This is a genomic window from Nocardioides sp. CCNWLW216 (assembly GCF_037120545.1).
Taxonomy (GTDB): domain Bacteria; phylum Actinomycetota; class Actinomycetes; order Propionibacteriales; family Nocardioidaceae; genus Nocardioides; species Nocardioides lianchengensis.
In genome coordinates this window covers 265,641-286,789 of the sequence record NZ_JBBBBJ010000006.1, presented here as the reverse complement: position 1 = coordinate 286,789, position 21,149 = coordinate 265,641, and the positions used below count along the sequence as shown (strand labels likewise).

Sequence of the window (21,149 nt, the reverse complement as noted above, 5' to 3'; positions counted from 1 at the left end):
GGGGAGGTCATGCGCCGCTCGAGACGAGCAGGACGACGTCGAGCAGGGCCACGGCCATGGCCGCGCGGAACGGCCAGCGGCCGGAGCCGCGGAGGGCGACGAGGCTCAGCAGGGCGACGGCGACGAGCACGGCGAACGCCCAGGCGGGCGGGTCGCCGGGACCGAGCGCGGCCAGGACGGACGCGGCGGCGAGGAGCACGGCCGCGGCGACCCGAGCCCGGGCCGCCCCGAGCCGGTGAGGCAGCCCGCGGACGCCGGTCCGCTCGTCGTCGGCGAGGTCGGGAAGGGCGTTGACCAGGTGGGCACCGACGCCCAGGGCCGCCCCGGCGGCGACGGCCCACCACGCGGGCCACCGGGTCGCGGGCTCCGCGGCCGTCGCGACGGCGGGCAGCAGGCCGAAGGCGCCGGCGTACGGGAGCCAGGACCAGGGACCGGTCTTCAGCCGGAGGTTGTAGGCGTGCGCAAGCACGAGGCAGGTGAGGTGCGCCAGGGCGGCCCGCCAGCCGAGGGCGAGGGAGAGGACGAGGCAGGCGACGGCGGCGATCCCGGTCGTCACGGCCACCAGCCGCGCCGGGACGAGTCCCTGAGCGATCGGCTTGTCGGGGCGTCCGGTGGCGCGATCTCGGGCGACGTCGACGAGGTCGTTGCCCCAGCCGACGGTCAGCTGCCCGGTCGCGACCGCCGTGCCGACCAGGGCGACCGTGCCGCTCGGCTGGTCGGCGGCCACCGCGAGGAGGGTCGCCACGAGCGAGACGGCCACGGCCGGACCCGGGTGGGATGAGTGCACGAGCCCCAGCACCCGTTCGCGTGGAGCGGGCGGACGTGACGCCACGGCTGACGTCCGGCCGTTCCCACCCGTCATCGTCCGGCCCCCGTGTCCCTCGGGCGACCGGTGCCCGTCGGGTCCGGCGTCCACACGGTCGGGGGACGGGTGCGTGCGGGCAGCGCCCCGGGGTTACCCGAGGGGAACGGGTGAGGGAGATGCAGATGACCGCGGTGACCGAGGACCTGGTGGTCCTCCTGGACGACGACGGCGCTCCCGTCGGGACGCACGCACGGGCCGACGTGCACGGGACGAGCACGCCGTTGCACCTGGCGTTCTCGTGCCACCTCTTCGACCGGGACGGGCGGTTGCTGATGACCCGCCGCGCGCTGGCGAAGCGCACCTGGCCCGGGGTGTGGACCAACTCCTTCTGCGGGCATCCCCGGCCCGGCGAGGACCCGGTCGACGCCGTGCACCGGTACGCCGCGCACGAGCTCGGCGTCGCGGTCGTCGACGTGCGTCCGGCCCTGCCGGACTTCCGCTACCGGGCCGTGGACGCCGGGGGCGTCGTCGAGAACGAGGTCTGCCCGGTCTTCTTCGCGACGACCGACCAGGATCCGGCGCCCCGCCCCGACGAGGTCGCGGAGCACGTGTGGGCCGATCCGGCCGACGTCGCGCTCGTCGTACGACGGGCGCCGTGGACCCTCAGCCCCTGGTTCGTGGAGCAGGTCGAGCAGCTGGGCGCCGGCTCGCCGTACGCCTGAGAGGGTCCTGGACGCGCGCGAACCGCGACCCCGGTGGGGATCGCGGCTCGCGGGGCTCATCACGAGGTCACACGGGTCAGTGGTGGGCGGCCACGCGGCGACGGCCGGTCACGCTGGAGGCGATCACGACCAGGACCGCGGCAATGGCGATCGAGACGATCCACCGGGTCCAGTCGATGCCGTTGGACCCGTCGCCTCCGAAGGCGCGGTAGACGCCGAGGCCGATGAGGACTCCGCCGATCCCGCAGACGAGGGTGAGCCAGAGCGGGATGTTGTCCTTGTCGCCCGGGGCGACGAGCTTGCCGAGCAGGCCGATGATGAGGCCCGCCACGAGGATGCCGACGATTTCCATGTGCAGTTTTCTCCTTGCTTCGGAGGCGCGGTGGCGCCCACACCTCCGTTACCCGCTCGTCTGCCCCCACCCCGCTCACCCCGAGGGGTGCTGGTGGTGCCGCAGCCGGAGACCTCCCTCACACGGCGGCGTCCGGACGTCGTGTGAGGGGCCGGCTCAGGGGCGACGTCCCGTGACGAGGTACTGCAGCTGGACGTCGTGCCCGGGCGCGACGCCGTGGGAGCGGTCCAGCTCGAGGACCGACTCGAGCGGCTCGACCCGGACGTCGACCAGGCCGCCGCGGCGCAGGACGTCCGCGGTCTCGTCGATGGAGCGGGCGTCGGCGAGGGGGAGGGCGGCGGCGGGGCGCTCGCCGTACAGACTCCCGAGACCGTCGGCGAACCAGGTGCTGTCGGCCATCGCGACCACGCCGCCGGGACGGAGCAGCCGGACCCAGCTCCGGACCGCCGCCTCGGGGTCGCGGAGCGTCCACATGACGTAGCGGCCGGTGACGGCGTCGAACGAGCCGGCCGGGAAGTCGGGGGCGACGGCGTCGGCGACCACGAACCGCGGCGCCGTACGGCGGGTCGCCGCACGCTCCCGGGCCCGCTCGAGCATGCCGTCGGACAGGTCGGAGCCGGTGACCCGGTGGCCGAGGTCGGCGAGCAGGAACGCGACGTGGCCGCTGCCGGTGCCGACGTCCAGGACGTCGGCGGGTGCCTCGGGCAGCGCGGCGGCCCAGATCGCGCTCCAGACCTCGGCGTCGAGGTCGCGGCGCTCGGGGCGCTGCTGGTAGTCGTCGTACGACGGGGCGCGCTCGGTCCAGTAGTCGTTGATGGTGGCCTGCAGCGGATCGGTCATGACGCGACCTCCTGGTCGTGGGTGTCGGGGAACGGGTGGAAGTGCAGGTGCAGCTCGCCGCCGTGCTCGACCCGCTGGACGCCGATGCCGTAGACCGGCTCCAGCAGCTCGGGGGCGAGGACCTGGTCGGTGGGGCCGGCGGCGACGATCCCGCCGTCGCCGAGCAGGACCAGGTCGTCGCAGTAGCGCGAGGCGAGGTTGAGGTCGTGGAGCACGACCACCGAGCTGGTGCCGAGCTCGTGCACGAGCCGGGTGAGCAGGCCCAGGACCTCGTGCTGGTAGCGGATGTCGAGGTGGTTGGTCGGCTCGTCGAGCAGCAGGTGGCTGGCCTGCTGGGTCAGGGCCCGGGCGATCAGGACCCGCTGCCGCTCGCCGCCGGAGAGGCCGGCGAACGCGCGGGTGGCCAGGTGGGTGGCCCCGACGCGGCGCAGGGCGTCGGCGGCGATCGCGTGGTCGTCCTCGCCGGTGCGCTGGAACGTGGACAGGTGCGGGGTGCGCCCGAGCAGGACCATCTCGGCGACGGTCAGCGTCGACTCGCCGCCGCTCTCCTGTACCACGACCGCCAGCCGCTGGGCGGCCTCGCGCGGGCGGATCGTGGTGAGCGGGCTGCCGTCGACCTCGACGGCGCCGGTGGGGGTGCTCAGCGCGCCGTAGAGCAGCCGGAGCAGGGTCGTCTTGCCGCTGCCGTTGGGACCGATCAGGCCGAGCAGTCGGCCCGGGGCGGTGGCCAGCGAGACCGCGTCGAGGACCCGCTGGTCGCCGTACGACCAGGAGACGCCGTGGGCCTCGATCACGAGCCGTCGCCGAAGCGCTCGACGATCCGCTCCAGACCCTCGACCGACAGCGGGCTGGGCGGCTCGGTGAAGTTGAACAGCTGCGGCATCAGGTCACCGTTGCGGACGGCGGTAAGCTCGTCGGCGCTCGGCAGGTCGGTGAGGGCGGCCGCGACCGCGTCGGGGTCGCCGTCGCTGTGCAGCAGCACCAGGACGTCGGGGTCCCGCCCGAGGAGCTCCTCCAGGGTGACCTCGAAGACCCGCTCGTCGACGTCGGCGAAGACGTTCTCCAGCCCGGCGGCCGCCAGCTGCGGGTCGGCCATCGACCGGTTGCCGTAGGCGTAGGTCACGCCCCCGCCGACGGTCGGGTAGAGGACGGCGGCGGTGCGCCCGGAGGGCTCGCCGACCTGCGCCTCGACCTGCGCCAGCCGCTCCTCCAGAGCGGTCACCGCGGTCTCGGCCTGCTCCTCGCGGCCGAAGACCCGGCCGTAGGTGCGCAGCTGCTCGGAGACGTCGTCGTACGTCGGTCGCTCGCTGCCGACGGAGTCGCACAGGGCGGGCTCCTCCAGCAGCGGGATGTCGACCGCGGTCAGGGTGTCGCGGGCCAGGTTGTCGACCTGGCCGAGGACCAGGTCGGGCTCCTCGGCGATCACGACCTCCTTCGAGATCTGCAGGTGGCCGCTGCTGTCGAGCTCGTCGGTCAGCAGCGGGATCTCGTCGAGCTCGGCGAGCGTCTCGTCGTCGTAGTACTCGGCCGGGTACTGCCCGGCCCGGGCCGTGACCCGGTCCATGACGCCGAGGTCGTGGAGGTAGGGCACGGCGGCGCTCTTGAGCATCACGACCCGCTCGGGCGCGCGGTCGAAGGTCACGTCGGCGCCGCAGTTCTCGACGGTCACGGGGTAGGACCCGCTGCTGGTCGACGTGGGCTCGTTCTCCTCGGCGTCCGCCCCGCAGCCGACGAGGGCGGCCACGAGGCTCAGGCCGAGGGCGATCGGGGCGAGGGGGCGGGGCATGGCGGGCTCCTGGGTCAGCGGGTGGGTCAGGCGGTCGTGGCGTGGAGACGGCGGATCAGGACGAGCAGGAACGGGGCGCCCAGCAGGGAGGTGATGATCCCGATCGGGATCTCCTGGGGCTGCAGCAGGACGCGGGCGACGACGTCGGCCCAGACGAGCAGGACGGCGCCCATGAGGGCGGCCACGGGGACGGCGCGGACGTGGGTCGAGCCGACGGCCCGGCGGGCCAGGTGGGGCACGACGAGGCCGACGAAGCCGATGCTCCCGGAGGCGGAGACGACGACGCCGATGCACAGGGCGACCACGACCAGCAGCAGCATCCGGAACACCTCGGGCGAGACGCCGAGGGTGTGCGCGGTCTCGTCGCCGATGGCCAACGCGTCGAGACGGCGGCCCCACGCGGTCAGCAGCGCCACGGTGCCGAGGACGACGACGGCGACCACGGCCAGGGGGGTGTTCCACTGGGCGAGCCCGAGCGAGCCGAGGAGCCAGAACATCACCGAGCGGGCGCCCTCGGCGGAGCCGGAGGCGAAGATCAGGAAGCTGGTGGCGGCGTACAGCGCATAGCCGACCGCGACCCCGGCCAGCAGCAGCCGGACCGAGGTGACCCGACCGGCGCTCCGGGCGACGAGGAACACCAGCACCGAGGCCGCGAGCGCGCCGAGGAAGGCGCTGACCTGGAGGGCGTGCTCGCCCAGCCCGGCACCGACCCCGAACAGGATCGCCGCCGCTGCCCCGCTGGAGGCGCCCGAGTTCACGCCGAGCAGGTAGGGGTCGGCGAGCAGGTTGCGAACCATCGCCTGCAGGGCCACCCCGCAGACCGCGAGGCCGGCGCCGACGAGGCACCCGAGCAGCACGCGGGGGAGCCGGACCTGCCAGACGATCGCGTCGGCCGGCCCGCTCCAGGTGCGCTCGCCCGGCCAGCCGAGCAGGTGGTGGCCGATGATCGCGGCCACCTCGCCCGGCGGGACGGTGAACGCTCCCACGCCGACGGCGACCACGACGGTGCCGAGGAGCGCGGCGACCAGCCCCGCGAGCCACCCCGTCGTACGACGCCGACGGCCGGCGAGGCCGAGCGGGTCGGCCGTCAGCACCTGGGTCACGGGTCTCCTCTGCCGCCTCTGCTGCGTTGTTGCGAACGATGTGCAGCAAGCAACCTAGTCACCCGGTATCAACCCCGGGACGCGGGGGTCGGTCCTTCACTCGCCGGTCCCTCGGCGTTCACCTGCGCGGTCGGTCCGGGTCGCCGGTCGGCGTCAGGCTCCGGTCGCCACCGGCCACCGGCCTTCGCGCTACCGAGAGGAATCCCGCGTGCACCTCGTGCTGCGCCGCGCCGCGCCCGGCGTCCCGACGGTCTCGGCGCACGCCTCCGGTGTCTCCCGCGACGGGACGACCACCGCGACCCCGGCCGGTACGACGGCCGCGGCATGAGCATCCTGGTCACGGCGGCGGCGCCGTACCTGCTCGACCTGGAGGCGCCGGGCGAGCGTCTGGTGGAGCTGGTGTCGTCGCCGGGATTCGTGCCGGCGGCGATCGCCGTCGCGTTCCTCGCCGGGGCCGCCCACGCCGTCGCCCCTGGTCACGGCAAGACACTGGCCGCCGCGTTCCTGATCGGGGGCGACGGACGCGTGCGCGACGCCGCCTGGCTCGGGGTCAGCGTGGCGGCCATGCACACGATGTCCGTGCTCGTGGTCGCCACCGCCTGGACCTTCTTCTCGCTCTCCGACCTGGTCGACCTGGAGGGCCTGACCACCGGCCTGCAGTTGGTCGCCGGCCTCGCGGCCCTGGTGCTCGGCCTGTGGCTGGTCCGGCGGCACGTGCGGGCCTGGCGAGCCGGCCACGAACCGGGACATGGCCACGGTCATGGGCACGGTCATGGCCACGGCCACGGCCACGGCCACGGCCACGGGCACTCGGTCGCGGTGTCCCGCCCGAGCCTGGTCCTGCTGGGCATGTCGGGCGGTCTGACCCCGTCGCCGGCAGCGTTCCTCGTGCTCGTCACCGGGTTCTTCACGGGCCGGTCGGGGTTCGCGCTGCTGCTGGTGCTGTGCTTCGGGCTCGGCCTGTCCAGCGTGCTGTTCGTGGTCGGCCTGCTCGCGCTGGGCGGGCGCAACGTCGTCGTCCGGGCCGCCGAGTCGCGGACCGCGCTCCGGCTCGCCACCCGGGTGGCGCCGCTGCTGGGCGCCACGGGCATCACCCTGATCGGCGGCACCATCGCGACGACCGCCGTGGTGCACCTCGCCACGCTCTGACCCGATCGGGTCGGGGGCGAGGGACCTGCGCTAGGTTTCTCGCGCCGTGGTGCACGGGAAGCCGGTCTGATGCCGGCGCGGCCCTCGCCACTGTAGCCGTCGAGCAGGACGGTCCTCGCGGCCCATCTCCGGATGGGTCGGACCACTGGGTGCGAGCCCGGGAAGGTCGACCGCCCTGTGCTGAAGCGGAAGCCAGGAGACCGGCCACGGCATGTCATGTTCCACGAGGGTTTGGAGAACATCATGCGCAGTCGACCCCTGCCGTCAGTCCTGTCCACCACCGTCCGGGCCGCCGTCCCGGTCGCCGCCCTGGCGCTCGTCCTGGCCGGCTGCGCCGGCGAGCCGGAGCCGGCGAGCGCCGACGCGGCGCCCGAGGCCGGCTTCCCGGTCGACGTGACCGCCTGCGGGCACATCAGCACCGTCGAGGCGGCGCCCGAGCGGGCCGTCACGCTCAACCAGGGCGCCACCGAGGTGATGCTGGCCCTGGGGCTCGCCGACCGGATGGCCGGTACGGCGTACCTCGACGACCCGGAGCCGGCCGCGGCCTGGGCCGAGGAGTACGCCTCGGTGCCGGTGATCGCGAAGGAGTACCCGACCCGCGAGGAGCTCCTCGCCACCCGTCCTGACTTCGTCTACGCGTCGTACACGAGCGCCTTCGACCCGGAGGTCGCCGGGCCGCAGGGCGACCTGGAGGCCGACGGCGTGGCGTCGTACCTCTCGCCGTTCGGCTGCGCCGACCAGGCCGACATCCCCGCGACGACCTTCGAGGCGGTCTGGGACGAGATCGACGCGGTCGCCACCGCGTTCGGCGTGGCCGACCGCGGCGCCGACATCCGGGCCGAGCAGAAGCGGACCCTGGCCGAGCTGGGCGACGAGGGAGCGGGCGCGGGCCTGGACGTGCTCTGGTACGACTCCGGCGACAAGACGCCGCTCGTGGGCGCGGGCTCCAGCGGCCCGCAGCTGGTGCTGGACGCCGTCGGCGCGACCAACCTCTACGCCGACGTCGAGGACGGCTGGGCCGACGGCAGCTGGGAGGAGGTCGTCGCGGCCGACCCGGACGCGATCGTGCTCGCGGACGCCTCGTGGTCGACGGCCGCCGAGAAGCGCGCGTACCTCGAGAAGGACCCGGTGCTCTCCCAGCTGACCGCCGTCCGCGAGGGCCGGTTCGCGACGGTGCCCTACTCGATGGGGACGCCCGGTGTGCGCCTCATCGACGGCGCCAGCACGCTGGCCGAGCAGCTCTCCGCGCTCCCGTGACCCTGCGGACCGGGCTCGCCCCGGTCCTCGCGGTCGCCGTGCTGCTGGTCACCATGGCCGTCGCGCTCGGCACCGGCGCCGTCGCGGTGCCGGTGCCGGACGTGCTCGACGTGGTGCTGCGACGCGTCGGCCTGGGGGACCGCGGGGTGAGCCTGCTCGACGACCAGATCGTCTGGCAGCTCCGGATGCCGCGGGTGCTGGGGATGGCGGCCGTGGGAGCGGTGCTGGGCTGCTGCGGCGCGGTGCTGCAGTCGCTGACCCGCAACGACCTGGCCGACCCCTACCTGCTGGGGCTCTCCGGCGGCGCGGCCGTCGGTGCGGTGACGGTGATCGTGCTGGGGGTGTCGGTCGCCGGGTTCGCGGGCCCCGCGGCGGTGACGCTCGCCGGCTTCGCCGGGGCGCTGGCCGCGCTGGGGCTGGTGCTGCTGCTCGCGGTCGGCCGGTCGGGCTCGCTCGCGCCCACTCGGACCGTGCTCGCGGGGGTGGCGGTCGGGCAGGCGTGCTCGGCGTACACCTCCTTGATCGTGATCGGCTCCGGCGACCACGACGCGGCCCGTCGGGTGCTGACCTGGACGCTCGGCTCGGGCGCCGGCTTCCGCTGGGGTACGGCGCTGCTGGTCGTCGGTGTCGCGGTCGTCGCGACGCTCGGCTTCTCCGCCTGCGCCGACCACCTCGACGCGTTCGCCTTCGGGGAGTCCTCGGCCCGCTCGCTGGGCATCGAGGTGACCCGCCTGCGCTGGGTCCTGCTCGGCGGTACGGCGCTCGCCACCGCGGCCGCCGTCGCGTTCGCCGGCACGATCGGCTTCGTCGGGTTGGTGGTGCCGCACCTGGTACGCGCCTTCACCGGGCCGCGGCACCGGCTGCTGCTGCCGATGTCGGCGCTGGTCGGCGCGACCCTGTTGGTCTGGGCGGACACGCTGGCCCGCTCGGTCGTCGACGGCCAGGAGATCCCGGTCGGGGTCGTGACCGCGGCGGTCGGCGTCCCGTTCTTCGCCCTGCTGCTGCGCCGGTCGGGGAGGTCGGCATGACGGCGCCGTCGATCGTGGTGGACGGGGTCGCTGTCACGCTGGGCGGCGCGACCGTCCTCGACGCGGTCTCGCTGACCTGTCGACCGGGTCGGGTGACGGGCCTGCTCGGCCCCAACGGCTCGGGCAAGACCACGCTGCTGCACACCGTCGCGGGCCTGCGCCGACCCGCGACGGGACGGGTGCTGCTCGACGACCAGGACGTGCACGTGCTGCGCGCCCGTGAGCGGGCCCGCCTGCTCGCGCTGGTCGAGCAGGACGCGTCCACCTCGCTCGACCTGCGGGTGCGCCAGGTCGTCGACCTGGGCCGGATCGCCCACCGGGTGCGGTTCGGGCCCCCGCAGTCCGACCCCGGCGGCATCGACGCGGTGGAGCGGGCCCTGGCCACCGCGCGCGTCGACCACCTCGCGGACCGGCCGTGGCACGCGCTGTCGGGCGGGGAGCGGCAGCGGGTCCATCTCGCCCGGGCGCTGGCCCAGGAGCCGAGCGTGCTGCTGCTCGATGAGCCGACCAACCACCTCGACCTCGGGCACCAGCTCGACTTCCTCGAGCGGGTGCGCGGGCTGGGCCTGACCACGGTCGCGGCGCTGCACGACCTGGAGCTCGCCGCGGCGTACTGCGACGACCTGGTCGTGCTCGACCGGGGCCGCCTGGTCGCGCACGGCCCGGTCGCCGAGGTGCTCACCCCCGCGCTCGTCGCCGAGGTGTACGGCGTCCGCGTGACCGTCGAGCCGCACCCCACGCAGCCGAGGCCGCACGTGCGCTGGGAAGGAGTCGTCCGATGACCCTGCCGATGACCCTGGTCCTCGTCGCGATGGGGGTCGCCGAGCCGCCCGACCGGCTCGCGGCCCTCGCCGAGCGGCACGGCGCGTCCGTGGCGCACCTGCAGCTCGCCGACCCGGCGCTGCGCCGCGAGCTCGACCGGCTGGCCGACGCCGGCGTACCCCGGATCGTGCTGGTCGGGGTGGCGTTCGGGATCGCGCCGGGCAACTCCTGGCTGCGCCGGGTCGCCGCGCACTGGTGGCGCGAGCGGCCCGAGCCGCCCGAGGTCGTGGTCGCGACCGGCCTCCTCGACAGCGAGGACGACGACCTCGCGGCGGTGCTGGCCCGGGCGCGGCCGATCGCCGGCACCGAGGCGCCGCTGGAGTCCGCGGCCTGGGAGGAGGTGCCGGCGCACCGGCACCAGGTGCTGGTCTGCCGCGGGCCGCGCTGCACCGCCCGGGGCGCCGACGACACCGCGCGGGCGCTGACCCTGGCCCTGATGGCCGCCGGGCTCGGCGACGACGACGTGCTGGTCACCCAGACCGGCTGCCAGTTCCCGTGCAACCACGCGCCGGTCGTCAGCGTCCAGCCCGACGACACCTGGTACGGCGGGGTCGGGCCGGACGAGGCCGAGCGCCTGGTCGAGACGCTGCGCCAGGATTCACCCACGTCCAGGGAGCACATCCGTGTGATTCGCCCTGTCTAGTGGTCGGCGCAGCTGGTTCGGCTCTCCATCCAGGGGAGTCGTCGCGAGAGGGAAGCCGGTGTGACTCCGGGACTGCCCCGCAGCGAAGAGTGGGAACGACCTGCCTCTCCTGGTCAGACAGGAAGCACTGGGCCCGTGCACGAGCTGGCGGCCGGACTGGACGTGGTCTGGGGCTTCGTCCGGATCGGTGTGGCGGTGCGTCCGCACCGGTGGGCCGGTGGAGAGCGGCATACTCGCCCGCGTGACTCTGCTGGACCGGGAGCGGGAGGCGTTGGCCCGCGCGCTCGACGACGCGGGCCTGGACTGGGAGCGCTGGCTCGACGGCACGGGTACGGCGCCGCTGGATGCTCGCGTCCGCCTGTCGGCGCTGCTCGTCCTGCTCGGTCACGAGGGCCCCGATGACCACCGGGTGGAGGAGACGTTCGATCGGCTCCGCCGGCGGCGGTTGCCCTGGGACCCTGCCACGGCATGCCTCGCCCTCGAGGTCGTCAGGCAGCGCAGCGAGTTCGACCACTGTCGGGTGGGCGCGGGGCTACGTGGCGCGGCGTCGGTGTGTGGCGCCGGGCTGGCCGACACCGTTCTGGTCGACCAGCTCGACCGGTGCCGGAGTTGGCTCGACGACCTGTCGCCCGAGCTCTGGGCGGTCCCGCGGATGCGACTGCTGGTCCGGCGGGTGCTGGCGACGGCGACGCCGCCGGACCTCGTGGACCTGTCGTTGATCACGGACGGCGACGGGTGGGGAGTTCCTGCACGCGACCTGGCACGCCGTGCTGATGCCGACGTCGTCGGACCCTTGATCCGGCGGCTCGGAGAGCTCGGCCCGCGCAAGCCCTCTCAGCGATGGGTGCGCGAGGTGCAGGAGGCGGTGCGGCCCGATGCCGCGCGAGAGCTGGTGCGGGCGTGGTTGGACGTGGCTGCCTTCGCGCCCATCGTCGAGCCGGACGAGACGACGGCATTCTCCGGCGGGATGCTCTTCGCCCCGGGCAACGAGGAGGTGGTCCGCGCGGCCGTGCTCGCCACCACCGTGATGCCCTCGGAGGCCTGGGCTCCGGCCGTGCTCGGCGTCTTGGCCCGAAGGGGCGCCGCGACCAGCGGGGTCGCGGGGATGACCGCTTCGCTGTCCCTGAAGGTCGCCAGTGCTGCCATTGACGCCTTGATCGTGCGAGCCACCCCCGGCGACCGGGCGGTCTTGGAGGAACTGCTCGTCGACCTGTCCAGGCGCGACCTGGTCAAGCGGATCGGCGTCGCGTTGGGCCGTCCCGAGGAGGCCGCCGCACGCGACGCTCAGCTGCGCCGGGAGAAGGCGGCGGCCGTGCGCCGCAAAGCTGACCCGGCGCCGCGGGAGGCACGCGCAGCGGCGGACCGACTCGTCAGGCAGCACCTCGGACCCGCGCTCCGTCGGTCCGGTTTCAGTGCGGGCGGCCGCACCTGGCGTCGCCTTCACCTCGACCGGGTGGACGTCGTCTCCGTCGGCTCGGGAGCGGGTGAGATCCAGCTCTCCTACGGGACCCGGTTCGATGCGGCCCATCCCGGTGGCGAGGCGTGTCCGATGGACCGAGCCCAGGTCCGTCTCAAGGACCTCGACATCCAGGTCTACGAGAACTGGGACGCCACGGACGAGGCCCTCGCTCGCTGTGCTGCGCGCCTGCTGACGAGCGTCGTCCCGTTCCTGGACACGTTGGGACGGTACGAGCTGGCCCGCTCCTACCTGGAGCACGGAGCCGGGGTGCCACCCGGCGCGGCAGCGATGAACAACCCGGGCAGTCCTGCGGACCAGGGCGTCCTGGGACTCCTCGCGCTCGCTGCAGCCGACCGGCCGACCGCGGTCGATCAGCTGATCTTCCGGGTGCGCTTCGCCCAGGAGCAGGTCGATGACGGGTTCTCCAGCGACGCCGAGCTGCGGTTCTGGCGTCGCCAGCTCGCCCGCGCCAGGCGGCTCCCGGTGCTGCCGGCCTGACGGTCAGCTCGTCAGCTGCGGAGGCGGCTCACCCGTCAGCCGTACGTCGGTGATCCTGCGCCGGGTGAGGGCGAACGCGGCGACGAGTGCGGCGAGCGCGAAGCACCCGAGCTGGACCCGGCCCGCGCCGAAGGCGATCGCGAGGGGGCCGACGGCGAGCTGGCCGATCGGCGTGGCCACGAAGGAGAAGAAGCCGTCGATCGCCATGATCCGCGACAGCATCTCCTCCGGGACCTTCTCCTGCACCAGCAGGTTCCAGGCGAGGTCGAGCAGGCTCAGTGCGGCCCCGGCGACGACGAAGGACGCCGACAGCACCCACACGTTCACGTGGGTGCCGAGCACCAGCATCGGGACGCACCAGACGACGAAGGCGATCATGATCGCCCGCATCGGTGCGCGCAGGGTCACCTTGGCGAGGAAGAACGCGGCCACGAACACGCCCACCGCCTGGCCGGACCGGGCCACCCCCCAGCCCTCGCTGCCGATGGTGTCGTCGGCGATCACGGGTCCGAGCACGTTGATGGCGCCGCTGACGAGCGCGTTGAAGACGAGCGACGCCGAGGCGGCCGGGATCACCCAGCCGAGGTGGCGGGCGAACGCCCAGCCCGCGAGGAAGTCGCCGATGACGCTCGGGCGGGCGTTGCTGCGGTCGCCCGGCGGCAGGCGGACCAGGAGGAGCAGACCGGCCGCCACGAGGTACGTCGCGGCATCGACGGCCAGGGCCCAGCCCGGACCGGCGGTCGCCACGAGCACGCCCGAGACCGCAGGGCCGAGGATGCCGACGGCGCTGGTGGCCTGGCCGATGAGCAGGAAGGCCGCCTTGCGCTCCTCGACCGGCAGCAGGATCGGCACCATCCCGAGGAACGCGGGGTAGCTGACCGCGAAGACGGTGCCGGCCACCGCCTGCAGGACGACGAGGTGCCAGATCTCGGCGTACCCGGTGATCACGAGGACCGCCGTGGCGGTCTGGACGACGCCCTGGACGAGGTTGCACCCGCGCAGCACGACAGCGCGGGGGAGCCGGTCGGCGATCGCCCCGCCGAGGAGCATGAAGACGACCATCGGCACGCTCGAGGCGGCGATCACCCAGCCGAGGGCCGAGGCGGAGTCGTCGATGTCGAGGACGGCGAAGGCCAGCGCCACGCCCGCCATCGACGAGCCGACCCGGTTCACGACCTGTCCGACGAAGAAGTAGCGGAAGGCCGGTGCGGCGAGCGGCGACAGTCGGCTGCTCCTCACCGGAGAAGTAAAGCGGCCCGACTTCCCGGAGTACACGCCATCGGCCGCGCGCCGCTCGTTACCCAACTGTGGGGACACTCGGTGGCGCCTGTGGCTCGCCCGGTGGTGATGCAGCCCCAGACTGGGGGTCGCCCCTAGGAGGCCCCGGTGCAGCAGTCCGAGTTCGACACCCTCGACGAGACGCTCGACGTCGCGGCCCGCCACGCGAGCCGTGCCCTCATCGCCCTCGGCGCTCTTCGCAGCTCACCCGACCCGGAGCACCGAGCCGCGTACCGCAGCATCCACGACCTCATCGGCGACCTCGGAGGGCTGAAGGTCCAGCTCGGGACCATGGAGCCCCGGAACGACGCGGCCGCGCACCGCCTCTCCGCCCTCGACGCGGACGCCGTCCGCCGCCACTGCACCCCTGCGCTCGTCGCCTCGCTGACTCTCGACTCCCGTCGCGGAGGCGAGTGAGCGACCCGACCCGAGCACGAGGTGGCGGGACGTCAACGGCAATTGCAGCAAGTGCTTGCTTAATTCAGAGATCGCGTCGAGGCTGGCCCCATGGACCTCGACCTGATCGGACGGCGAGCGGTCGTCACGGGCGCGGGCGCGGGGATCGGTCGCGAGATCGCCCACGCGCTGGCGCGCGAGGGGGTGTCGGTGGCGCTCGTCGCCCGCGACGAGGACCGGCTGTGCGAGCTGGCGCGACAGATCGCGGACGCCGGGGCCCCCGAGCCCATCGTGGTCGCGGCCGACCTCGTCGAGCGCGAGACCGCGGCACTCGTGCGCGCCGAGGTGGAGCGGGCCTGGGGCGGCGTGGACATCCTGGTCAACAACGCCGGGCGGGCGGACCCGCCGCTCGCGGAGCTGGACGAGGACGCGTGGCGGGCCTCCTTCGAGCTGAACTTCCACGCGAAGCGGATGCTCGCCGAGGAGCTGCGTCCCCTGCTGGCCGCGGGCGGGCGGGGCCGGGTGGTCAACCTGGTCGGCCTGCTGGAACCGCGCGGGATCTCGGCCGCCCAGGCGGCCGTGGCCGCCTGCATCCTGTGGGCGAAGGGCTTCTCGCGGGCGGTGGCGGCCGAGGGGACTACCGTCAACTGCGTCGCCCCGGGGCGCATCGACAGCGAGCAGCTGCGCCGGCACTTCCCGACGGTCGAGTCGCGACGGGCCTTCGCCGAGGAGCACATCCCGGTCGGCCGGTTCGGGACGCCGGCCGAGGCGGCGGCCCTCGTGGTCTTCCTGTGCTCGGGCGCGGCGTCGTACCTCACCGGGGAGACGGTGAGCGTCGACGGCGGGATGCACCGCCGCGCGTGAGCGCTACCCCGAGCCGCGCGCGTAGCGCTCGAACCGCTCGGGCAGCTCCTCGGAGCTCGTGGAGCGGATGCCGGCGACCCGCACCTTGCGGTAGCGGATGCGCCAGCGGTCGCCCTCGTCGACGAGCACGTCCTCGTAGCAGCCCCACACGTGCAGGTGCAGGTCCTGCTCGGCGTTGTCGTGGAAGGCGTAGACGTAGGTGATCGTCTCGGCCGTCCCCTCCTCGATCCGCAGGTAGCTGGTCGTCGAGCAGTGGTGGCTGGTGGCGGTGTAGCGGCCGGTCGCCGCGACGAACAGCTCGCGCAGCGCGGCGCGGCCGGTGGTCACGTTGCCGTGGCCGTAGTCGAACGACCCGTCCTCGGTGAACAGGTCCGCCAGCAGGTCGATGTCGCGGCGGTCGATGCCGCGGCTGTAGGCGTGCAGCGTGTCGCCGATCTCGGCGCGGGCGAGGAGGTCCTCGGTGGTCAGGCGGGACATCGGGGCTCCTGGTGTCAGCGCGCCGCGGGCGCGGGCTCGTCGGCGAACGCGGCGAGGATGTCGCGCAGCCGGTCCGGGTCGTCGACCGGCCAGTCGAAGTACGACGACAGCCGGTCCAGCCGCCCGCCGAAGCGCTCCTTGGCGAGCCGGGGCATCTCCTCCGGCGTGCCGACCAGTGAGATCTCGCCGAGCAGGCGGTCGTCGACCAGGTCGCCCATCTCGGCCCAGCGGCCCGCGCGCGACATGGCCTGCAGCTCGGGCTGCAGCTCGTCGTACCCGACGCTGGCCAGCACCGGCCGGTACGCCGGGGTGGAGGCGTAGAACGCGATCTGCTCACGGGTACGACGGGTCAGGTCGGCGACCTGCTCCTCGGTGTCGCCCATGACCATGAAGATCGGGGCGTACAGCTCCAGGGCGTCGCGGTGGCGGCCCGACGTCGCCAGACCCCTCTCGACGGCGGGCAGGGTGACGGTGTCGAGGTACGACGTGGTCGTCATGCCGTGCAGCAGGAGCCCGTCGCAGAGCTCGCCGCCGAGCTCGGTCATCCTGGCCCCGACCGCCGCGATCATGGTCGGGATCCGGTGCACGTGGTGGTGCGGCGTGAAGACCGGCGTCATCAGGGTGTGCTGGTAGTGCTCGCCCTGGAAGTCGAGCCGGGTGCCGTCGCGCCACGCGGTGAAGATGGCGTCGAGCGCCAGCAGGAACTCGCGCATCCGGCCCGCGGGCGCGCTCCACGGCATGGAGAAGCGGCGCTCGACGTGGGCCTGGATCTGGCTGCCGAGGCCGAGCACGAAGCGGCCCTGCGACATCGCGGCCAGGTCCCAGGAGAGGTAGGCCACCGACATCGGGTTGCGGGCGAAGGCGACCGCGATGGCGGTGCCCACGCTCACCTGCGAGGTGGCCATCAGGGCCGCCTGGGACTGCAGGAAGGCGTCGGTGACGCTCTCGCTGGCCCAGACGCCGTCGAAGCCCCGCGTCTCGGCCGTGGCGGCAGCGGGGCCGCAGTCGACGGCCGAGGAGCCGATCAGGCCCAGGTCGATCTTCATCGCGCGTCCTTCGGTAGGTGGAGAACCCGTTCCCCGACGGCGTTCTTCAGGATCTCGTCGGTGCCGCCGCCCACCCGCAGCCCGGGGAGGCCGAGGGTCAGCTCGGACCAGGCGTAGCCGCCCCACGCGCCGGAGTCGGCGACGTGGCCCGCGCCGAGCACGTCGGCGGCGACGTCGCTCATCCGGGCGAGCAGGTCGGTCGTCAGCAGCTTGGTCAGGGCCAGCTCGGGGCCGGGCGTGCCGCCGCCCTCCAGGTAGCGGGCCGTCGTCAGCCGGGCCGCCCAGGCCCGCACGACCACGTCGGCCAGGTCGTCGCGCGTGCGCGCGTCCACGGGATCGAGGGTGTGGCGGGCCAGGTCGATCAGCCGGTCGACCAGGCTCTCGTCGACGCCGACCTCGCGGCCGATGGCCGAGCGCTCGTGGAGCAGCGACGTGACCACCACCGACCAGCCGCCGTCGACCTCGCCCACGCGCGCGCTGTCGGGGACGTGCACCCCGGTGAGGAACACCTCGTCGAACGACGCGCCGCCGGTCAGCTGGCGGATCGGCCGGATCTCCACGCCCGGGGCGCGCAGGTCCACCAGGAACGTCGTCAGCCCCGCGTGCTTGGGCCGGTCGGGCGAGGTGCGGGCGATGCACAGGCCGAGGTCGCTGAAGTGCGCGCCGGAGCTCCACACCTTCTGGCCGTCGAGGCGCCAGCCGTCGCCGTCGCGCACCGCGCGCGTGGACAGCCCGGCGAGGTCGGAGCCCGCCCCCGGCTCGGAGTAGAGCTGGCAGGCGATGGTCTCGGCGGAGCGCAGCCGGGGGAGCAGCTCGTCCCGCTGGGCGGCGGTGCCGTGCTCCAACAGGGTGGGGCACAGCGTCGAGACGCTGAACCGCAGGTAGGCGTCGTCCGGCAGCGCGAAGCCCGACTCGAGCTCGCGCAGCAGGGTCGCGAAGCGGTCCGGCAGGGCGCGGCCGCCGTACTCCTCGGGGCCGTCGACCCAGGCCAGGCCCCGGTCGACGAGGTGGGCCCGGTAGCGGCGCAGCTCGGCCAGCTCCTCCGCCTCGCCCTCGGAGCGCTCGGCGACCACGGTCACGCGGTCGTCGCCGTGGCCCCAGCCGGTGGCCCCTGCGGACCGGCGCTCGGCGAACGCGGCCAGCACCTCCTCGACCTCGGTGCGGAACGCCTGCTCGGTGTGCGTGCTCATGGCTCCTGGGGGTCCTCCCGGCTTCCTGTGGCCCTGGTTGCGGGCGGTAGGTGGTCGGTCTAAGGTAGCAAAGCAAGTGCTTGATTGAAACAGTCGATCCTCGGTCTGACCGGGGAGGATGGAGGGTCCGTGGTCGGCATCGAGGAGTACGCCGTCTATGTGCCGACGCCTCGTCTCGAGCGGGCCGCGATCACCGCGGCGCTCGGTGCGGGGCGCGCTCGCGGGGCCCGCCCGGTCGCGTCGTACGACGAGGACACCACGACCATGGCCGTGGCCGCAGCCCGACAGGCGCTCGCGGGCGGGGGCCCGGTCGAGTCGCTGTGGTTCGCCACCACCCGGCCCGCCTACCTGGAGAAGTCCAACGCCAGCACGGTCGCCGTCGCCTCGGGCCTCCCGCCCGAGACCGCGGCGTACGACGTCGGGGGAGCGCTTCGCGGAGGAGCAGGTGCCCTGCGCGCCGGTCTCGCGGCGGGTACGGCGCTGGTCGTCTCCTCGGACGTCCGGTTCGGGCTGCCCGGGTCGGCCGACGAGCTCGGCGGCGCCGACGCGGCCGCCGCCTTCCGGCTCGGCCCGGACCCGGTCGCCGAGCTGGTCGGGTCGGCCTCGATCACCTCCGAGTTCCTGGACCGCTGGCGCGAGCCGGGCGACGCGCGCACGCGCACCTGGGAGGAGCGCTTCGGCGTCGAGGAGTACGTCCCGCTGGTGCAGCGGGCCGTCGACGACGTCCTGGGCCGGTGCGAGCTCAAGCGTGAGCAGCTCGACCACGTCGTGCTCAGCCTGGCCCACCCCCGCGCCCTCGGCGTGGTCCGCTCGACCTTCGACGCCGCGCAGCTCGGCGCGCCCGACGACCTCGGGTACGCCGGCGCGGCCGACCTCGGCCTGCGGCTCGCGGCGGCCCTCGATCGGGCCCGGCCCGGCCAGCTGGTGCTCGCCGTCTGCGCCGCCGACGGAGCGGACGCCTTCGTCTTCCGGGTCACCGAGCGCCATCGGGGGAGCCGCGGCTCCGAGGTGGGCGCCGGTCAGCCCGTCTCGTACGCCGACTTCCTCACCTGGCGCGGCCTGCTGCCCCGCGAGCCCGCGCGTCGGCCGGACGTCAAGCCGCCGGTCCCGCCCGCCTCGCGCCGTAGCGCGGCGTGGAAGTTCGCCTTCGTCGCGGGCCGGTGCACGGCCTGCGGGTACCGCAACCTGCCGCCGCGCCGGGTCTGCCTGCGCTGCTCGGCCCAGGACTCCTGTGAGCCGGTGTCGATGGTCGACGTCCCCGCCCGGGTCGCCACGTTCACCGACGACTGGCTCTCGGAGTCGGTCCAGCTGCCGGCCAAGGTGGTGGCCGTCGACTTCGAGGGCGGCGGCCGCTTCGAGTTCGAGATGACCGACGCGGTCGGCCGGGAGGTGGCGATCGGCGACCGGGTGCAGCCCACCTTCCGTCTGGCCAGCGTCGCCGGCAACGGAGTCCGCAACTACGTCTGGAAGGTCCGACCCCAGGAGGGCGACAGCTGATGGGCACGCACGCACTGACCAACCCGGTCGCGATCGTGGGCATGGCCTGCACGCGCTTCGGCGAGCACTGGGACCGCTCGGTCGACGACCTACTGGTCGAGGCGACCCACGGAGCGCTGGCGGCGACCGACGGGGTCACCCTCGACGACGTCGACGCCTTCTGGCTGGGCTCGATGATCTCCGGTGTCTCCGGCCTCACGCTCACCCGGCCGCTCAACATCAGCCACAAGCCCGTGACCCGGGTCGAGAACATGTGCGCGACCGGCTCGGAGACCTTCCGCAACGCCTGCTACGCCGTCTCGTCCGGTGCGTACGACGTCGTGATGTCGGTCGGGGGCGAGAAGCTGAAGGACGCCGGCTACTCCGGCCTCGAGATGCCGAGCGTGCCCAACGACGGCACCGCGCCGAACCTGAGCGCGCCGGCGATGTACTCGATGATCGTGCCGGCCTACGCCCGCCGCTACGGCATCTCCGAGGACGAGGTGAAGGAGGCGATGACCCACATCGCCTGGAAGAACCACGGCAACGGCGCGCTCAACCCGCGGGCCCAGTTCCGCAAGGCGATGGCCAAGGAGGCCATCGCCGGCGCGCCCGCGCTGGCCGGGCGACTGAGCGTCTTCGACTGCTCGGGTGTCGCCGACGGGGCGGCGGCCGCGGTCATCGTGCGGGCCGAGGACGCCCACCGCTACTCCGACCGCCCGCTCTACGTCCACGCGCTCGCGCTGGACGCCGGCTCGGGCACCGGGCGCAACGACAGCGACTACGACTACTCGGAGCTGTCCGAGGCGGCCCGCTCGAGCCAGGAGGCCTACGCGCAGGCCGGGATCACCGATCCCGCGAGCCAGATCTCCCTGGCCGAGGTGCACGACTGTTTCACGCCGACCGAGATGGTGCTGATGGAGGAGCTCGGCTTCTCCGAGCGGGGCAAGGCCTGGCGCGACGTCCTGGACGGCCGGTTCGACCGGGACGGCGCACTGCCGGTGAACGTCGACGGCGGCCTGAAGAGCTTCGGGCACCCGATCGGGGCGAGCGGTCTGCGGATGCTGTTCGAGATGTGGCTGCAGTTCCGCGGCGAGGCCGGTGAGCGTCAGGTGGCCGACCCGGTCTACGGCCTGGTCCAGAACCAGGGCGGCAGTCCGGGCGACCTGGTCAGCGCCGTGACGATCGTCTCCGACCGCCGCCCATGAGTGTCGGGACACCCCGGTCGGGGGACCGGTCGACTGGTACGCGTTCCAGTAGCCTGTGCCAGCACCGTGAGCCGAGCCCGTGGAAAGGGGCCGCATGAGCACCACCCGTCGCCGCTCCACCGGGTCCCCGACCGGCGTCGCGCGCAAGGAGCTGATCCTGCGGTCGGCCGCGAAGGTCTTCTCGGAGAAGGGGTTCTCCAGCGCCACCGTCCGCGACATCGCCGACGAGGCCGACATGCTGTCGGGGAGCCTCTACTACTACTTCGACTCCAAGGAGGCGATGGTCGAGAAGGTCCTCGTCGACTACCTCGACTCCATGGTCCGCGGCTACCACGTCGCCGTCGAGGAGGCCGGGTCGCCGATCGAGGCTCTCGAGCGGCTGATGGCGAACGCCCTGCGTGGGCTGGTCGACAACCGCGAGGAGGTCACCATCCTCCAGAACGACTGGCACTACGTCCGGCCCATGGAGGGCATCGCGGAGCGTCAGCGCCAGGTGGAGACCGTCTGGCTCGAGACCATCAAGCAGGGCATCGACGACGGCGGTCTGCGGGGAGACATCGATCCCCGGATGCTCTACCGCACGATCATGGGGGCGATCCAGGCGGTCATCCGCTGGTTCGACCCTCGCGGCAAGGTGGCGATCGACGAGGTCATCGCCGTGCAGACCGCGATCCTGCTCGACGGCATCCGCACCTCCGGCCGCTGACCGACCCGTGGTCGGAACGCCGTCACCCGCCGTCGGTCGATAAA

General features: G+C 73.8%; 22 protein-coding genes and 1 riboswitch. Of the genes, 12 read left to right on the top strand and 10 right to left on the bottom strand.

The window, feature by feature from the left end; genetic code table 11:
• Positions 1-7: 7 nt before the first annotated feature.
• Positions 8-760: a UbiA family prenyltransferase gene (locus V7S47_RS15895; RefSeq protein WP_336562480.1), complete on the bottom strand. Its 753-nt coding sequence runs from the start codon at positions 758-760 to the stop codon at positions 8-10.
• A gap of 221 nt (positions 761-981) precedes the next feature.
• On the opposite strand from V7S47_RS15895, the gene idi reads away from it, so the two are divergent.
• Complete coding sequence (gene idi / locus V7S47_RS15890; RefSeq protein ID WP_336562545.1) at positions 982-1,527, top strand: isopentenyl-diphosphate Delta-isomerase; 546 nt, start codon at positions 982-984, stop codon at positions 1,525-1,527.
• Positions 1,528-1,603: 76 nt separating this feature from the next.
• Here idi and V7S47_RS15885 read toward each other — a convergent pair whose 3' ends face one another.
• The 5 genes from V7S47_RS15885 to V7S47_RS15865 all read right to left on the bottom strand — a co-directional run bounded on the left by V7S47_RS15885 (position 1,604) and on the right by V7S47_RS15865 (position 5,608).
• Positions 1,604-1,879 (bottom strand): GlsB/YeaQ/YmgE family stress response membrane protein, encoded by a 276-nt coding sequence (locus V7S47_RS15885; protein ID WP_336562479.1) that lies wholly within the window; start codon positions 1,877-1,879, stop codon positions 1,604-1,606.
• Between the two features lie 156 nt (positions 1,880-2,035).
• Complete coding sequence (locus V7S47_RS15880) at positions 2,036-2,719, bottom strand: class I SAM-dependent methyltransferase (RefSeq protein WP_336562478.1); 684 nt, start codon at positions 2,717-2,719, stop codon at positions 2,036-2,038.
• Complete coding sequence (locus tag V7S47_RS15875; protein WP_336562477.1) at positions 2,716-3,513, bottom strand: ABC transporter ATP-binding protein; 798 nt, start codon at positions 3,511-3,513, stop codon at positions 2,716-2,718. Before V7S47_RS15875 ends, V7S47_RS15880 begins: the two co-directional genes overlap by 4 nt.
• A complete protein-coding gene (locus tag V7S47_RS15870; protein ID WP_336562476.1) occupies positions 3,510-4,505 on the bottom strand; it encodes an ABC transporter substrate-binding protein in 996 nt (331 codons plus the stop codon). Before V7S47_RS15870 ends, V7S47_RS15875 begins: the two co-directional genes overlap by 4 nt.
• A gap of 26 nt (positions 4,506-4,531) precedes the next feature.
• Positions 4,532-5,608: a FecCD family ABC transporter permease gene (locus V7S47_RS15865; protein ID WP_336562475.1), complete on the bottom strand. Its 1,077-nt coding sequence runs from the start codon at positions 5,606-5,608 to the stop codon at positions 4,532-4,534.
• Between the two features lie 324 nt (positions 5,609-5,932).
• On the opposite strand from V7S47_RS15865, the gene V7S47_RS15860 reads away from it, so the two are divergent.
• The 6 genes from V7S47_RS15860 (at position 5,933) to V7S47_RS15835 (ending at position 12,464) form a co-directional block, all read left to right on the top strand.
• Complete coding sequence (locus tag V7S47_RS15860) at positions 5,933-6,757, top strand: HoxN/HupN/NixA family nickel/cobalt transporter (protein ID WP_336562474.1); 825 nt, start codon at positions 5,933-5,935, stop codon at positions 6,755-6,757.
• A 30-nt stretch (positions 6,758-6,787) separates the two neighbouring features.
• Positions 6,788-6,980: riboswitch (cobalamin riboswitch) on the top strand.
• A gap of 20 nt (positions 6,981-7,000) precedes the next feature.
• Positions 7,001-8,014: an ABC transporter substrate-binding protein gene (locus V7S47_RS15855; protein WP_336562473.1), complete on the top strand. Its 1,014-nt coding sequence runs from the start codon at positions 7,001-7,003 to the stop codon at positions 8,012-8,014.
• A 53-nt stretch (positions 8,015-8,067) separates the two neighbouring features.
• Entirely contained in the window at positions 8,068-9,042 is a 975-nt protein-coding gene (locus tag V7S47_RS15850) for an iron chelate uptake ABC transporter family permease subunit (RefSeq protein WP_336562544.1), read from the top strand.
• A complete protein-coding gene (locus tag V7S47_RS15845; protein WP_336562472.1) occupies positions 9,039-9,824 on the top strand; it encodes an ABC transporter ATP-binding protein in 786 nt (261 codons plus the stop codon). Before V7S47_RS15850 ends, V7S47_RS15845 begins: the two co-directional genes overlap by 4 nt.
• The gene (locus V7S47_RS15840; protein ID WP_336562471.1) at positions 9,821-10,507 is read left to right on the top strand and encodes a (2Fe-2S) ferredoxin domain-containing protein; all 687 of its coding nucleotides are present in this window, start codon (positions 9,821-9,823) and stop codon (positions 10,505-10,507) included. The genes V7S47_RS15845 and V7S47_RS15840 overlap by 4 nt, the downstream gene beginning before the upstream one ends.
• Positions 10,508-10,778: 271 nt before the next feature.
• Entirely contained in the window at positions 10,779-12,464 is a 1,686-nt protein-coding gene (locus V7S47_RS15835) for a hypothetical protein (RefSeq protein ID WP_336562470.1), read from the top strand.
• A gap of 3 nt (positions 12,465-12,467) precedes the next feature.
• Here V7S47_RS15835 and V7S47_RS15830 read toward each other — a convergent pair whose 3' ends face one another.
• Entirely contained in the window at positions 12,468-13,703 is a 1,236-nt protein-coding gene (locus V7S47_RS15830; RefSeq protein WP_336562469.1) for an MFS transporter, read from the bottom strand.
• Positions 13,704-13,850: 147 nt separating this feature from the next.
• On the opposite strand from V7S47_RS15830, the gene V7S47_RS15825 reads away from it, so the two are divergent.
• Together V7S47_RS15825 and V7S47_RS15820 are read left to right on the top strand one after the other, a co-directional pair.
• Positions 13,851-14,159 carry a hypothetical protein gene (locus V7S47_RS15825; protein WP_336562468.1) on the top strand — a complete coding sequence of 103 codons (309 nt, stop codon included), beginning with the start codon at positions 13,851-13,853 and terminating at the stop codon, positions 14,157-14,159.
• 90 nt (positions 14,160-14,249) lie between these two features.
• Entirely contained in the window at positions 14,250-15,002 is a 753-nt protein-coding gene (locus V7S47_RS15820) for an SDR family NAD(P)-dependent oxidoreductase (RefSeq protein ID WP_336562467.1), read from the top strand.
• Between the two features lie 3 nt (positions 15,003-15,005).
• On the opposite strand, the gene V7S47_RS15815 is transcribed toward V7S47_RS15820, so the two are convergent.
• From V7S47_RS15815 to V7S47_RS15805, 3 genes are read right to left on the bottom strand one after another with little or no spacing between them, the layout of a single operon-like run.
• Positions 15,006-15,479: a nuclear transport factor 2 family protein gene (locus tag V7S47_RS15815; RefSeq protein WP_336562466.1), complete on the bottom strand. Its 474-nt coding sequence runs from the start codon at positions 15,477-15,479 to the stop codon at positions 15,006-15,008.
• A gap of 14 nt (positions 15,480-15,493) precedes the next feature.
• Complete coding sequence (locus V7S47_RS15810; protein WP_336562465.1) at positions 15,494-16,525, bottom strand: TIGR03617 family F420-dependent LLM class oxidoreductase; 1,032 nt, start codon at positions 16,523-16,525, stop codon at positions 15,494-15,496.
• Positions 16,522-17,715 carry an acyl-CoA dehydrogenase family protein gene (locus V7S47_RS15805; RefSeq protein ID WP_336562464.1) on the bottom strand — a complete coding sequence of 398 codons (1,194 nt, stop codon included), beginning with the start codon at positions 17,713-17,715 and terminating at the stop codon, positions 16,522-16,524. Before V7S47_RS15805 ends, V7S47_RS15810 begins: the two co-directional genes overlap by 4 nt.
• A 129-nt stretch (positions 17,716-17,844) precedes the next feature.
• On the opposite strand from V7S47_RS15805, the gene V7S47_RS15800 reads away from it, so the two are divergent.
• The 3 genes from V7S47_RS15800 to V7S47_RS15790 all read left to right on the top strand — a co-directional run bounded on the left by V7S47_RS15800 (position 17,845) and on the right by V7S47_RS15790 (position 21,105).
• On the top strand, positions 17,845-19,212 hold the full coding sequence (locus V7S47_RS15800) for a zinc ribbon domain-containing protein (protein ID WP_336562463.1): 1,368 nt from the start codon (positions 17,845-17,847) through the stop codon (positions 19,210-19,212).
• The gene (locus V7S47_RS15795; RefSeq protein ID WP_336562462.1) at positions 19,212-20,399 is read left to right on the top strand and encodes an acetyl-CoA acetyltransferase; all 1,188 of its coding nucleotides are present in this window, start codon (positions 19,212-19,214) and stop codon (positions 20,397-20,399) included. The genes V7S47_RS15800 and V7S47_RS15795 overlap by 1 nt, the downstream gene beginning before the upstream one ends.
• 94 nt (positions 20,400-20,493) lie before the next feature.
• Positions 20,494-21,105 (top strand): TetR/AcrR family transcriptional regulator, encoded by a 612-nt coding sequence (locus V7S47_RS15790; protein ID WP_336562461.1) that lies wholly within the window; start codon positions 20,494-20,496, stop codon positions 21,103-21,105.
• Positions 21,106-21,149 lie beyond the last annotated feature (44 nt).

Bases quoted from the DNA above. Each gene is read 5' to 3' on its own strand.
- V7S47_RS15840 (WP_336562471.1), top strand. From the start codon at position 9,821: ATGACCCTGCCGATGACCCTGGTCCTCGTCGCGATGGGGGTCGCCGAG.
- V7S47_RS15855 (WP_336562473.1), top strand. From the start codon at position 7,001: ATGCGCAGTCGACCCCTGCCGTCAGTCCTGTCCACCACCGTCCGGGCC.
- V7S47_RS15860 (WP_336562474.1), top strand. From the start codon at position 5,933: ATGAGCATCCTGGTCACGGCGGCGGCGCCGTACCTGCTCGACCTGGAG.
- V7S47_RS15845 (WP_336562472.1), top strand. From the start codon at position 9,039: ATGACGGCGCCGTCGATCGTGGTGGACGGGGTCGCTGTCACGCTGGGC.
- V7S47_RS15815 (WP_336562466.1), bottom strand. From the start codon at position 15,479: ATGTCCCGCCTGACCACCGAGGACCTCCTCGCCCGCGCCGAGATCGGC.
- idi (WP_336562545.1), top strand. From the start codon at position 982: ATGCAGATGACCGCGGTGACCGAGGACCTGGTGGTCCTCCTGGACGAC.
- V7S47_RS15850 (WP_336562544.1), top strand. From the start codon at position 8,068: ATGGCCGTCGCGCTCGGCACCGGCGCCGTCGCGGTGCCGGTGCCGGAC.
- V7S47_RS15870 (WP_336562476.1), bottom strand. From the start codon at position 4,505: ATGCCCCGCCCCCTCGCCCCGATCGCCCTCGGCCTGAGCCTCGTGGCC.
- V7S47_RS15885 (WP_336562479.1), bottom strand. From the start codon at position 1,879: ATGGAAATCGTCGGCATCCTCGTGGCGGGCCTCATCATCGGCCTGCTC.
- V7S47_RS15810 (WP_336562465.1), bottom strand. From the start codon at position 16,525: ATGAAGATCGACCTGGGCCTGATCGGCTCCTCGGCCGTCGACTGCGGC.
- V7S47_RS15795 (WP_336562462.1), top strand. From the start codon at position 19,212: ATGGGCACGCACGCACTGACCAACCCGGTCGCGATCGTGGGCATGGCC.
- V7S47_RS15880 (WP_336562478.1), bottom strand. From the start codon at position 2,719: ATGACCGATCCGCTGCAGGCCACCATCAACGACTACTGGACCGAGCGC.
- V7S47_RS15820 (WP_336562467.1), top strand. From the start codon at position 14,250: ATGGACCTCGACCTGATCGGACGGCGAGCGGTCGTCACGGGCGCGGGC.
- V7S47_RS15790 (WP_336562461.1), top strand. From the start codon at position 20,494: ATGAGCACCACCCGTCGCCGCTCCACCGGGTCCCCGACCGGCGTCGCG.
- V7S47_RS15805 (WP_336562464.1), bottom strand. From the start codon at position 17,715: ATGAGCACGCACACCGAGCAGGCGTTCCGCACCGAGGTCGAGGAGGTG.